This window comes from Haloarcula sp. K1 (genome assembly GCF_001647155.1).
Classification (GTDB): domain Archaea; phylum Halobacteriota; class Halobacteria; order Halobacteriales; family Haloarculaceae; genus Haloarcula; species Haloarcula hispanica.
The window spans coordinates 553471-565999 of record NZ_LRHL01000023.1 but is presented as its reverse complement, the minus strand read 5'-3'; the positions used below and the strand labels follow the sequence as shown (position 1 = coordinate 565999).

The 12529-nt window shown below is 65.8% G+C and carries 13 protein-coding genes; 7 read left to right on the top strand and 6 right to left on the bottom strand.

Features of this window, described 5'->3' with window-relative positions; all coding sequences use genetic code 11:
* Nucleotides 1-2835, bottom strand: coding sequence for a DEAD/DEAH box helicase (locus tag AV929_RS10205; protein WP_064288188.1), 2835 nt, complete (start codon nucleotides 2833-2835; stop codon nucleotides 1-3).
* A gap of 176 nt (nucleotides 2836-3011) precedes the next feature.
* Here AV929_RS10205 and AV929_RS10200 point away from each other — a divergent pair, with 176 nt between their 5' ends.
* Nucleotides 3012-3860, top strand: coding sequence for a class 1 fructose-bisphosphatase (locus AV929_RS10200; protein WP_064288187.1), 849 nt, complete (start codon nucleotides 3012-3014; stop codon nucleotides 3858-3860).
* Nucleotides 3861-3879: 19 nt separating this feature from the next.
* On the opposite strand, the gene AV929_RS10195 is transcribed toward AV929_RS10200, so the two are convergent.
* Genes AV929_RS10195 through AV929_RS10185 form a run of 3 tightly spaced genes read right to left on the bottom strand, consistent with a single transcriptional unit; the run spans nucleotide 3880 to nucleotide 7702 of the window.
* A complete protein-coding gene (locus AV929_RS10195) occupies nucleotides 3880-4629 on the bottom strand; it encodes a metallophosphoesterase (protein ID WP_064288186.1) in 750 nt (249 codons plus the stop codon).
* 47 nt (nucleotides 4630-4676) lie between these two features.
* Nucleotides 4677-6425 carry a hypothetical protein gene (locus AV929_RS10190; RefSeq protein WP_064288185.1) on the bottom strand — a complete coding sequence of 583 codons (1749 nt, stop codon included), beginning with the start codon at nucleotides 6423-6425 and terminating at the stop codon, nucleotides 4677-4679.
* On the bottom strand, nucleotides 6422-7702 hold the full coding sequence (locus AV929_RS10185) for a Single-stranded DNA binding protein (protein WP_064288184.1): 1281 nt from the start codon (nucleotides 7700-7702) through the stop codon (nucleotides 6422-6424). Before AV929_RS10185 ends, AV929_RS10190 begins: the two co-directional genes overlap by 4 nt.
* Nucleotides 7703-7945: 243 nt before the next feature.
* Between AV929_RS10185 and AV929_RS10180 the strand changes: the two genes are divergently transcribed.
* Together AV929_RS10180 and AV929_RS10175 are read left to right on the top strand one after the other, a co-directional pair.
* Entirely contained in the window at nucleotides 7946-8404 is a 459-nt protein-coding gene (locus AV929_RS10180; protein WP_023843295.1) for a hypothetical protein, read from the top strand.
* Nucleotides 8405-8448: 44 nt separating this feature from the next.
* On the top strand, nucleotides 8449-9108 hold the full coding sequence (locus tag AV929_RS10175; RefSeq protein ID WP_014040542.1) for a 2,5-diamino-6-(ribosylamino)-4(3H)-pyrimidinone 5'-phosphate reductase: 660 nt from the start codon (nucleotides 8449-8451) through the stop codon (nucleotides 9106-9108).
* A 16-nt stretch (nucleotides 9109-9124) separates the two neighbouring features.
* Here the strand turns inward: AV929_RS10175 and AV929_RS10170 are convergent, their stop codons facing one another.
* On the bottom strand, nucleotides 9125-9412 hold the full coding sequence (locus AV929_RS10170; protein ID WP_014040541.1) for a hypothetical protein: 288 nt from the start codon (nucleotides 9410-9412) through the stop codon (nucleotides 9125-9127).
* 66 nt (nucleotides 9413-9478) lie between these two features.
* A complete protein-coding gene (locus tag AV929_RS10165; RefSeq protein ID WP_064288183.1) occupies nucleotides 9479-10528 on the bottom strand; it encodes an NAD(P)/FAD-dependent oxidoreductase in 1050 nt (349 codons plus the stop codon).
* A gap of 101 nt (nucleotides 10529-10629) precedes the next feature.
* Here AV929_RS10165 and AV929_RS10160 point away from each other — a divergent pair, with 101 nt between their 5' ends.
* The 4 genes from AV929_RS10160 (at nucleotide 10630) to AV929_RS10145 (ending at nucleotide 12296) form a co-directional block, all read left to right on the top strand.
* The gene (locus tag AV929_RS10160) at nucleotides 10630-10914 is read left to right on the top strand and encodes a DUF357 domain-containing protein (RefSeq protein WP_014040539.1); all 285 of its coding nucleotides are present in this window, start codon (nucleotides 10630-10632) and stop codon (nucleotides 10912-10914) included.
* 74 nt (nucleotides 10915-10988) lie between these two features.
* Nucleotides 10989-11483, top strand: a complete 495-nt coding sequence (locus AV929_RS10155) for a fasciclin domain-containing protein (RefSeq protein ID WP_064288182.1) — start codon at nucleotides 10989-10991, stop codon at nucleotides 11481-11483.
* 179 nt (nucleotides 11484-11662) lie between these two features.
* A complete protein-coding gene (locus tag AV929_RS10150) occupies nucleotides 11663-11938 on the top strand; it encodes a winged helix-turn-helix domain-containing protein (protein ID WP_014040537.1) in 276 nt (91 codons plus the stop codon).
* Between the two features lie 55 nt (nucleotides 11939-11993).
* The gene (locus AV929_RS10145; RefSeq protein WP_023843293.1) at nucleotides 11994-12296 is read left to right on the top strand and encodes a hypothetical protein; all 303 of its coding nucleotides are present in this window, start codon (nucleotides 11994-11996) and stop codon (nucleotides 12294-12296) included.
* Nucleotides 12297-12529: the final 233 nt, after the last annotated feature.

Sequence of the window (12529 nt, the reverse complement as noted above, 5' to 3'; positions counted from 1 at the left end):
TCAACCCCAGAACGACTGCGTGCGCGCGTACTCCCGCTCTTGCCGGAGGATGTCCCGGTAGAACTCGTCTTCGTCCTCTCGCAGGCGGTTGATGATTCGGGCGGCGTTGTGGGGCCCGACGCCGCGGGCGGCCAGCGCGACCACCGCCCGCTTCCCGTGGCTCTGGACCAGCGAGGCCGAGCGGTAGGCTCGTTCGGTCATCTTCTCCTGCTCGTCGTCCTTGTCGTCGGTCCGGACGGCCGAGACGACTTCCTCGGCCCACGGATTCAGCGCTGCGATGCGGGTTGACCCACACTGCGGGCACGACGGCTGCTCCCGCACGCGCTTGACCTGCTGTTTGCGGTCCCACTTCTTGCAGTGCAGACATGCGAGGATGACGCGGTCACTCTGGATGCGCTCCTTGACGGTTTTGATGACGCTCGCGTCGGCGTTCTCCGGTGAGAGGAGTTCCCGCCCGGAGGAACTGCCGCCGGTCCCGATGGGCGTGTGCTCGCCCACTGTTTCGAGCGCCACGTCGCCGCGCTGGATATCCCGGAGGAGGTCGGCTGTCGCTTCGATAGCGAGGTCCTCGTGGCGAACCTCGCGCAGGGCTTCGTCATACATCGGCGTGTCCTCAAGCGCTGCCAGCAGGCGGTCACGGCCGAAGTCAGTCGACCCCCGGCCCCGCCAGCGCTTGAGCGAGCCGAACTTCGTCGCCACCTGCGCGAGCTTGAACTTCAGCGCGTCGGCGTTTTTCAGGCTGAGTTCGATGAGTGCTGGGAGGTGGTCAGGATCGGTGTCCTCAATGACTTCGATGACATCGCCGGCGGTGATCCGGCGCGGGACCTCCAGCGTAATCCGGTACGGGTCGACATCCATCGCGACCGACGACCCTGCCCGTTGACCGAGCAGCGCCGAGAGGACCCGGCCCAGCGTTTCGTTGATTTTGTGCCCGTAGCAAGCGTTGACGATGACCTCCCGGCCGTGGAACTCCACCAGAATAGTCGTGTCGTCCGGAATCGGCCCCTCGTGCTTCTCGACCTGCGAAAGTCCCTCGGCGACGGTCTCCGGGCCGGCGGCATAGCGAGTCGCCACGTCTCTGGCGACGGCCTCGGTGTCCGCGCCGTCCTGGAGTTGCCGACCAGCCACACGACGGAGTTCGCCGACTTCCGCGGCGACGGCTCTCGGAACCGGAATCTCCTGCCCCACCCACGACGGGACCTCACCGGCGGGGTCTTCGATGGGTGAGACGGTCACGACTTCCTCTTCCTCGTCGATGTTCGTGATGCGCCACATCTCCCCGCGCTGGACGAACACCTCGCCGGGCGTGGCGAAGTTGACGACGAACTTCTCATCGAGGGTCCCGACCTGCTGGCCTGAGGCCACGTCCTCCACGTCGTATGTGGCCTCGTCGGGAATCATCGAGAGGTTCTGGTAGAAGTACTGCCAGGTCCCGCGGCGTTTCTCCAGAGTGTCCCGGTCCTCGTCGAGCCAGATGACGTTGTTCGCTGCGAGTTCCTCGACGACCTGCTTGAACTGGGCCTCGTCGAGGTCCCGGAACGGGTACGCGCGGGTCAGTATCTCGTAGGCCCGCATCGCCCGAATTTCGCCGGTATCCATCACCAGTCCGGCGATCTGGTTGGCAACTGTGTCGAGGCTCCCGTCGTGGATTTCGGCGGGCTCGACATCGCCGGCTTCGGCCTGTCTCGCTATCGCCAGCGCCTCCAGCGTGTCGTCGGTGTCAGTCGTAACGACCGTGCCCGAGGAAACGAGGTCCCGGCGGTGGCCGGCGCGGCCGACCCGCTGGACGAGGCGGGACACCTGCCGGGGGCTGCCGTACTGGACGACGTGGTCGACGTGGCCCACGTCGATGCCCAACTCCATCGAGGACGTACACAGCAGGGCGTCGAGGTCGCCGGCCTTGAACCGGTCCTCCACGTCGATGCGAGCCTCCTTCGACAGCGAGCCGTGGTGGACCCCGAGGTCAGTTCCGAGCTCCTTGAACCGCGAGCCAAGCGCCTCCGCTGTTTGTCGGGTGTTCACGAACAGCAAGACCGATTCGTTTTCGTCGATGAGGTCTGCGATGAACCGGACGTGGCTGGCCGTTCCCGCGTCGGTGACGAGGGAACTCGACAGTTCCTCGTCCCGGTCAGTAATCTGGGGCCGGACCACCTCGATGTCCAGCCGGCTGCCGATGTCAACTTCCACGATGGTACATGTGCGGCCGCCGGTGAGAAACCGGCCGACCTCGTGTGGGTCGCCGACGGTCGCCGAGAGGCCGATCCGCTGGAACCGCCCGGACAGTTCCCGGAGCCGTTCGAGTCCGACCGTCAACTGCGCGCCTCGCTTGGCCGCAGCGAGCTCGTGGACCTCGTCGATGACGATATGTTCGACATCCTCCAGCGCAGTTCGGAGCTTCGACCCGGTGAGCATTGCCTGGAGCGTCTCGGGTGTGGTCACGAGCACGTCCGGCGGGTCGTTGGCCTGTTTCTGGCGCTGGTAGTCCGTCGTGTCGCCGTGGCGGACGTCTACTTCGAAACCGAGCGTCTCGCCCCACCAGTCGAGGCGCTGGCGCATGTCGCGGTTCAGCGCCCGGAGCGGCGTGATGTACAGCGCGCCGATGCCAAAGCGGTCCTCGGATTCGGCCAGCGCGTCGAAGACCGGCAACATCGCCGTTTCAGTTTTTCCGGTTCCGGTCGGGGCGACGACTAGCGCGTCTCGCCCGTCAGCCAGAGTTGGAATCGCCTTTCGCTGTGGGTCGGTCGGCGTCGTGAAACCGCGCTCGGAGAGCGCACTGCGGACGGCCGGCCCGAGCGCAGTGAAGGCGTCATCGCCGCGAGCGACCCCGTCAGTCATCGCCCCCCTCTAGCGACTACACCGGGTTAAACACGTTGTGTCATATTCTCTCGTCCCCCGTCGGTAACCAGGGCATTACGGGCGTTGCGGGGGAGAACGGGTACAGCCTTATGTCGTTGCCCTGGGATATGTGGAACCATGACTGACGCCTGTGCAACTGCGGCCGGTGATGGCCTGTGAACACGCTTGATGAGATCGAACGGGCGGTAAAGGACACGGCCCACTACGTTAGCGGGAACCTGGCGAACTACGCCAACAGAGCCGCTGGCGAGAACCCGAGTGGGGAGCAACAGGTCGGTGGCGACGTGTGGGCCGATGACCTGTTTTTCGACGCACTCGCGTACATCGACGGCATCGGCGCGTACGCGAGCGAGGAACGTAGCGACGTGGTCGACTGTGGCGAGGGCTACAGCATCGCCATCGACCCGCTCGATGGCTCCTCGAACCTCGCCTCGAACAACTCCGTGGGGACGATAATCGGGGTCTACGACGCTGAACTGCCCGCGGCAGGCCGGGAAATGGTCGCATCGCTGATGGTGCTGTACGGCCCATACACGACGCTGACAATCGCCCGGTCCGACCGCGATGTCGTTCAGGAGCACCTCCTCCGGGACGGGCACAGCGAGCGCTGGGGCCAGTTCGAACTGCCAGCAGAGGCGACTGTTGTCGGGTTAGCGGGCAAGACTGGCGAGCGAAGCGACGCGTTCAACGACATCGCCCAGTCCTTCGAGCGGGACCTGAAGCTCCGCTACGGCGGCGCGACCGTCGCCGACCTGGCGCAGGTGCTCGAATACGGCGGGCTGTTCGGGTATCCGGTGACGTCGGGGTACCCAAACGGTAAGCTTCGGGTCCACTTCGAATCAGCGCCGCTCGCGTACCTCGTCGAGGCTGCCGGTGGGGCCTCTAGCGACGGCTCGCAGTCGTTGCTCGACGTTGAACCGGACGGTATCCACGACCGGACGCCGACGTTCCTCGGGAACACAGAACTGGTCGACGAACTCGAAGCGGAACTTTCAGAGACCTAAACGGGTCCAGACCCCCCGCTCAGACCTGTCGGTAGGCCCCTAACCGCGTGCCATCAAGCAGGAACGCCTCGGTATCCGCCATGCCCTCGGGCAGGAACGGGGCGAGGAACTCCTGGCCGTCGACGTTGACCCACGTCCCGCCGGAGCGGTCGTTAAACGCCGGAAAGACGACGATGTCCGGCGCGTTCTCGACTGGTTGGTCGAACTGTTCGGCAAAGGGCTCAGTCACCAGCGAGCCGCGGAGCCAGGCCCGCTCCTTCTGGGCCCCACCGACGCTGTCTTCGAGTCGGACGACGGGATGTTCGTGGCCGACACAGACGACGTCGGCTTCGAGCACGTCCGGCGCGGGCCAGGTGTGGCCGTGGGCGAACCCGACCGAACCGATACGGACTCCGTGGCCCGGCGTCACCTCGATATCGCCGTCGAGTTCGGCCAGCACGGGCTCCAGACCGCCGTCGTGGTTCCCCTTCACCAGCGTCACGGGCACGTCGAGGGCGTCGAACAGCGCAGCGAGTTCCGCTCGCTCGTCGTCGAACGGGTCGCCGATGGCGTGGCCCAGGTCACCGACGACGACCAGCCGGTCGGCGCGGGCGCGGTCCAGACACGCCAGCAATCGCTCCCGGCGCTCCTCGGCGGCTGACTGGAGTTCGACCCCCTCGTATCTGAGCCCCGCCTCGATGCCGGCGTGGTAGTCGGCCACCGCCAGCAGTCGCTCCCCGTCAGTGTCGACTGTCGCAGCCGGGACACCGGGAAGCGGTTCGACGCGCATCGGCGCTCAGTTGGGTCGCAGGAGAAAAAAGGACCGCGGCTCGGCCGTCAGATGGGCGTGAGCTTGCCGTCGTCGGGCTCGTAACACCGACCGCCCATCAGGGCGTCCTGGATGGCGTCTTCGACGGCGTCGGGGTCCGCGCCGTAGCGGCCCGCGACCGTCGAGCGGAGTTCCTCGCGGTCGGCCCCGCTGCCGTCGTCGAGGTCCTCCATGACCTCCATGACGGCGTCTTCGAGGTCAACGTCCTCAGCGGGCGCGTCCGCACCCGCGGACTCGCCGGCGGTCGTCTCGTCGGCCCCGGCGTCTGTCGCGGTCTCGGGTGTTTCGGCGGGCGCGTCGCTCGTGGCCGCGTCGGCGCCCGGCTCGGGGGATTCGTCGCCGGCCGGTGCGCCGGCTGAGTCGGGCGCGGGCTCGGCGTCGGCGGCGTCCGCGGGCGCGCCCTCCTCGGCCGCCTCGGCCAGGTCTTCGGGGTCCGGCGTCTCGATGCCGGCCTCGCCGGGCTCGTCGACTTCGGACCCGCTCTGGAAGTCAGTGCCGTACTCCTGTTCGATTTCCTCGCGTTCGTCCTCGCCCAGTTCGAACTCCGGGTCGAACTCGCCGAGGTCGTCGTCAGCCTCGGGTTCTGACGACGAGTCCGGCTCGTCTGGGACCGTCGCGTCGGCGTCGGTCGCCGGCTCGCTCGATGCCGGAGATTCGTCAACGGGCTCGCTCGGTGCGGATGTCGTGGGCGCGTCGTCACCGGCGGTTGTCTCGTCGGCGCCGGCGTCGGTCGCTGTCTCGGGCGTTTCGGCGGGCGCGTCGCTCGTGGCCGCGTCGGCGCCTGGCTCGGGGGATTCGTCGCCGGCCGGTGCGCCGGGTGAGTCTGGCGCGGGCTCGGCGTCGGCGGCGTCCGCGGGCGCACCCGCTTCGGCCGCCTCGGCCACGTCCTCGTCTGCCGTCAGTTCGCTGTCGGACGACTCGGCCGTCGGTTCGTTCGGCTCGGTCGCTTCCGCGTCGTCGGTCGCTGCCTCCGATGGTGACCCCGTTTCGGTGTCTTCGCCGGTCGTCTCTGTCGCGGCGCCGATGTCGAGCGAAGCCAGCAGCGGAACCGGGTCGTCCGTGCCGTCGCCGGGGGACAGCGACAGCCCTTCGGCCTCGTCAGTGTCGCCGGCGACGACGCGGGCGGCGTCGAGCGCCGTCGTCCGGAGCGCGTCGAGGTAGTCGCCGGTCGTCTCGTAGTGGTCCAGGGCGAGCGTGATGCCGGCCGCGGCGCTCTCGTCGATGCCCTGGTCGAGCAGGGCGAGCCTGAGTTCGTCACCGGTCAGGCCGGCCTGTTTGGCGCTTGCCATCCGGCCGATACGTGAGACGGTCTGTTCGGCGGCCTGGACGACCCAGCGGTCCCGCGTGTCCGCGTCGACTTCGCTGATACTCTCGGGCCGGACCGAGGTGAACACCCGGTCGCTGTCGTCGGGCTGGAAAGTCCGGGCCTTGCCCGTGACGGCGACGAACATCGGCGGGTCAGCGGCTTCGAGGAAGGCCAGTTCGTCGGGCTGGTACTGGCCGGCGTAGATGACGAACGGGCCGGTCGGGTCCACGACACGGGCGCGCAACACGTCGTCGTTGACCTGTTCGAGTTCGGTGAGAACGCCAACGAGGAACAGCCGGTTGACCCGCGCGCCGGTCGGCGTGACGACGTAGTTCGGCGCGCGCTCCTCGTCGGACTCCGAATACGAGAAGTCGGCGTCGTCGAACTCCGCGGCGAACAGGCGGTGTGCGACCTCCCGGCGGCCGGGGCCGCTGTCGCCGGATTCGCTCATGTGTCCGCCTCCTGCAGCAGCGTCCGTGCACGCGCTGCGGGGTCGTCCTCGGCCTCCGTGAACGTCGAGGCAGTGAGGTTCGCGCCGTACTCATCCACAGAGAGCGACCCGCGGACAACGTATTCGCGGCCGACGATGCGGTCGCTGATGCGCTCGGCGACCACCTCTTTGTCCATCGCGTCGCGGGCGTGTTCGCGGGCGTCGTCGAGGTCGCCGCCGTACACGCGAGCGGTCAGTTCGTCGTCGAGCACCGCGGTGACGGTGTCGGTCCCGTCGTCGAGGATAGCCTTCGTCCGCAGGTCGTCCTCGCCCTCGACAGCGCCGTGGGAGCGACACTGGCCGTTCTGGATGACGCGGCCACACTCCGGACAGCGCTCGATGAGGCCGGAGCCGTCCCGCACCTCGATGACGTTGCCGGCCAGTTCCACGTCGAACAGGCCGCCGCTCTCGACGGCCTCGCGGACGGACATCCGGGGCGCGTCTTCGGCGACGTCGACCGTGCGGTCCAGCGCGGTCACCGTCGAGAACTCCGAGACGTTCACGGATGGCGCGCCGCGGAACTCGCGGACGAACGTCTCGTCGAGGCGCACGGACGCTCCCTCCTCGATTTCGTCGTGGGGCTCCCAGTCGGTGAACGGGAGCCGGCCGCTCTCGTCGCCAAGGACGCCGCTGAGAATCGTCGTCTCGCCGTCGCGGCCGTCGATAACCTTCTGTTCACATTCGAGCACCTGCACTTCGACGGTGATACCGCGGTCACCGGGTGCGAGGTCCTGCAGCGTGGCGCGGCCACCGACCTCGTAGTCGATGTCGAGCGTCTCGTCGACGACCTCGGGGTCGGTGCTGTCGCCCAGATTGAGCTCGGGCTGGCCGTCCCACTCGCGGACCCCAGCATTGCCCAGCCGGACGGTCTGGCCGGGCTGGAGGTCGCCCGAGAAGCCGTCCCAGGCGGTGTAGGATATCTTCCCCGTTTCGTCGGCGAGTTCGCCCTCGCGGATGACGTGCTGTTCCCCGTTGTACTGGATGGACCGCCGCCCCGACGTGAGCACCACGGCGGTGACCGTCACGTTCGAGTCGTCGGTCGAAACCTCGTTGATGGCCTTGCTCGACGGCGTGCTATCGCCGCCCGAGCTGCCATCGCCGTACTTCCGTCTGAGGCTCTGCTTGGCCTCGTCCATCGGGACGGAGTAGTTCACGAGGTTTTCCAGGTCGCGTGTGACCTCCTCTTTGTCAACACCGAGGTCGGAGGCGAGCTCCTCGGCATGGTCTTCGAGAGACATCGACTGACGGTTCGACGGGAGCACTCAAAAGCGTTTTCGGCCGGCCGTGCAAGTCACGACCGTTCACACCTGTTCAAAATCGCCCACAATTCTTATTTGTGATACTGTAATCTCTCAGGATATGGGCGTTGACTGTGTTGGGACGTTTCAAATGGCTAAAAAGTACGTTATCGGAGATATTCGACTAGTCGGGATTCGTGATATCAGATCAAATAATAACGGCAGTCGCCCGGGGGCCTGACTATGGGTAGTATGTTCGGGTCGAAGCCGTCGGAGGCGCACGTCATCTGGCGGAGTGGCCGGAACAACGACGGCAAGAAGAAGTTCGATTTCGAGTATCTGGAGCTGTGGGCCGCCCACTTCGGCGTCGACTTCGAGCAGTGGACCCGCGTCGATCACGACCGCGGTGACGAACCCCGCGAGCAGTTCGCTTGCGTGTTCCGCTGGGCGAAAAGCGGCGGGCAGGAGCTGTCCGTCGGCGACGAGGAGTGGACGATGGGGTCCCAGCGCAAACCCCGCACGTTCCTCGAAATCGACGAGGAAGGGATGGTCAGGCTACGGGGCTGGAGCACGGAGACGACGCTCGACGTCGAAGAACTCGTACTGAAAAAGACGGTGCTGAAGCTGAAAACCGGCGACGGCACCGTGAAGAAACTCGACGTCCGGAAGCTGTCGAAGCGCCCCGAAACAACGTCCTCCTGACTGTAACCCAAAAGCCGTTTGACGTGTCGCCGGCACGAACGAGTATGCACGTCGTCGTCAACGCCGCCATGAGTGTCGATGGGAAACTCTCCTCCCGCCGCCGCGAACAGATCGCTATCTCCGGCCCGGACGACTTCGACCGCGTCGACCAGCTTCGAGCCGACAGTGATGCTGTGATGGTCGGCGTCGGTACGATTCTCGCTGACGACCCCTCACTGACCGTCGACGACGCCGACCGCCGCGCCGCCCGGGCCGACCGCGGCAAGCCGGAAAATCCCGCACGCGTCGTCGCCGACTCCCGCATCCGAACGCCGCCGGACGCCACAGTGCTGGACGGTCGCGCCCAGACCTACCTCCTCGTCAGCGAAGCCGCCCCGCCGGACTTCATCGAGGAGATGGAAGACGCCGGCGCGTACGTCATCGCCGCCGGGCAGGACCGGGTCGACCTGACGACGACGCTTGCGAAACTGGAGGGCGACGGTATCGACCAGCTCATGGTCGAAGGTGGCGGCGAACTCATCTTCGGCCTGCTAGAAGAGGCGCTGGTCGACGAGCTGTTCGTCTACATCGGGCCGAAGGTCATCGGCGGCCGGGACGCGCCGACGCTGGCCGACGGCGACGGCTTCATCGAGGACTTCCCGGAGCCGGAGCTGGCCGGCGTCGAACGGCTCGACGACGGCGTGGTGCTACACTGGCAGTTCTAAGAACTGGCCGACAGAATTAGTGGTCGTGGCCGGTCAGCTCGGCGAAGGACTGGCCGAAGCGCTCTTCGAACAGTTCGCTGGTTTCCTCTTCGAGCGCGACGATCTGCTCGTCCGGCTCGCCCTGCGCGTGGTGGACAGCGCTGTGAATCCGCTGGGTCATGCCGAACATCGCGATGTCGCCGACGACCTGCGGGTCCGTCTCCTCGGGCGACTCTCGGAGGATGTCTACGAGTTCGCTTGGGACGGTGAGTTCGTCGGTCTCTTCGCCGTCGTCGATAGTCAGCGTGACAGTATCGGTTGCCATGCCGCTCACTCCGGGGGCTATCCTAAAGGGTCTGTGGATGTGGGGACGAACGAAGAAACAACTGCGCTAGTCGTCGGCTTCCGCGGCGGCTTCGGACTCCGCCTCGGCGGCGGCCTCGGCCTGTGATTCGAGGTACTCGTCGGCGTCGATGGCGGCTTTACAGCCCATCCCGGCAGCGGTGACGGCCTGCTGGTAGTGGTAGTCGACCACGTCGCCGGCACCGAAGATACCGTCCACGTCGGTGGCGGTCTGGTCGCCGCCGGTGCCGCCGTGGGTCTGGATGTACCCGGTATCGTCCAGCTCGACGCCGGCGTCTTCGAGGTAGTCGGTGTTAGGCGTGTGACCGATGGCAATAAAGACGGCACCAACGTCGAAGTCGAAGGTTTCGGTCCCGTCGGCGTCGAGCTTCTCGCTGGGATGGCCCGCGTCGTTCTGTGCGAGGGTGACGTGGTCGACCCCGTTCTCGGGTGAGCCGTGCATCTCCAGCAACTCGGTGTTTCGCATGATCTCGATTTCGCCCTCGTCGACCTTCTGCTGGACGCGGTCGATCCAGTAGTCCTCGGCGCGGAACTCCTCGCGGCGGTGTGCGATGTAGACGGTGTCGGCGAACTTCGTGAGGAAGTGGGCCTCCTCCATGGCCGCGTCGCCGCCGCCGACAACGAGCATGTCTTCGCCGCGGAAGAACGCGCCGTCACAGGTTGCACACGTCGAGACGCCGTAGCCCATCAGCTCGTCCTCGCCGGGGACGCCCAGCGTCCGGGCGCTGGCTCCGGAGGCGGCGATGAAGGCGTCGCAGGTGTACACGTCGCCGTTCGACAGTTCCACGCGGAACGGCCGTTCGCTGTCGTCGATGTCGGCGACGATACCGTGTTCGAGTTCAGCGCCGAAGCGCTGGGCCTGCTCTTTCATGTTGTTGATGAGGTCCGGACCGGAGAGCCCCTCGGGGAAGCCGGGGAAGTTCTCGACTTCGCTGGTCAGCGTGAGCTGCCCGCCCGGTTCGTCGCCTTCCAGAACGAGTGGGTCGTTGTTACTTCTGGCGGCGTAGATGGCCGCTGTCAGTCCCGCTGCGCCGGTGCCAGCGACGATGAGTCGTCGGTGTTCGACCGATTCTGTCATTAGCCAAGCTAGACTACCGGGCCGTATTTAGCTTGTGTTGTCGTGCGCCGAACTCGCACTGGGACGACACGCTTAGGCCACTGCCACCGTTCGCTGAGGGTATGGCCGCAGATCTCGAAGAGAAGACCGACCGCTACGAGGGACTGCTCGCCGAGGCGCTCGACGCGGCATCAGTCGCGCCACCTGAAGGGACGCCGATGCACGACGCCGCACTGGAGTGTGAAGAGATGGCGGCGGCGTATCTGGCGGACGGTCGCCACTTCAGGGACGACGACGACCCGGTCAACGCGCTGGCATCGTTCTCGTACGGGCATGCGTGGCTGGACGCGGGCGCACGTATCGGACTCTTCGACGTTCCGACCGAGGGTCACCTATTCACTGTCTGAAACTATGGTCTAATTTGGGTCCCAGTTCGGAAACCGGTTAACTGTCAACAGTCCTCCGAATCGTCCGGGTTTCCATGAAACAGACCAGGCGCAGTGTGTTACGGAGTATCGGTGCCGGAACAGCAGTCGCAGTCGGTGGCGTCGGTGCCGCGAGTGCCGCGCCGCCGAGAGACGGCGATACGATCGTTGACGTGGCCATGGCGGCCGACGGCTTCGACGTGCTGGTGGCCGCAGTGCAGGAAGCCGGCCTCGTCGACACGCTCAGCGGGAACCGTCAGCTGACGGTGTTTGCGCCGACCGACGATGCGTTTAACGCCGCGGGAATCACTGTCGACAACGTCGGCGATGTTGACGACGAGTTCCTCGTGGACGTCCTCACGTACCACGTCGCACCGGGCGAGCGAGACGCAAGCTCCGTCGTCGACTCGGAGAAAATCCCGACGCTGAACGGGGCGAAGATCGACGTAGACGGGACTGACCTCAACGGCGACCAGGCCGATATCGTCGACACGAACATCGAGGCCTCCAACGGCTTCATCCACGCCATCGACGGCGTGTTGCAGCCGTAACCCGGCGCACGACTATCTCGAGCCCGTGCGTGACAGCCGGCCAGAATTGCCACCCCGCGACGACCGCTTCGGGTTCTTGATGCCCACCGCTGACAATTAGCTTCCGCCGTTACGCTCGTAGGCAGTTATCGCACAATCGGCCAGTGGATATACGTACGCCCGGAGAGTTGGGTCCGCTGATGGAGGGTGTCCTCTGGTACGTTCTCTCCGGGACCCGTGGGGGGCCAAACAGAGCCCGTATCCTCAAGGCCCTCAAGCGACGGCCCCGGAACGCTAACCAACTGGCGGAGGACCTTGACCTCGATTACAAGACCGTCCGGCACCACCTCGACGTGCTGTTGGACAACGGCGTCGTCGACAACACCGGCGGCGACTACGGCTCCGTCTACACGCTGACGGACAGGACCGAACAGTACTGGGACACCATCGAGGAAATCATCGCGGAGATCGAGTGACAATGGCTGAAATCGGGAAAGGAGTCTTACCACGAGCCGGCATAGGAGGGCACAGATGGCAGTCTGGATGACCGCGGCGAGTGTCGCGTCCGCGCTCAACGTCGTGGTCCTGCTCGTGCTACTGTCAGTCTGGGTCCGGAACTACCTGGCAGTGGGTTCGAAACACGCGCTCGGACTGACGGTCTTCGGGGTACTGTTGCTCGCCGAGAACTGCCTGTCCGTCTACTACTACGTCCTTGACCCGGAGGTCGCCGTGCTGTTGCGAAGCGCCGCCCCTGTCGCCGGTCGCGCGATGACATTCGTTGCGATACTGGAGCTCGGAGGGCTGCTGTTTCTGGCGTGGATCTCGCTCGATTGAGCGGTTGCCGCGACATCCCTCAAACGGGGGCTGTCGTCGTGTGGATGTATGTATCTGGTATGTAATTGTAAGTAAAATGTATCGGCTGGTAACATCGCTTTTTATATCTCATCACTCCCCCACGATGTGCGGAACCACACGGTGACTCCCGCTGACCCGGTAATTCCGGGACCCACTTGCCGCTCCCGACCGATCAGGAGCGGTCGTATCGAGGTGAGGACTGGTCGTTCGAC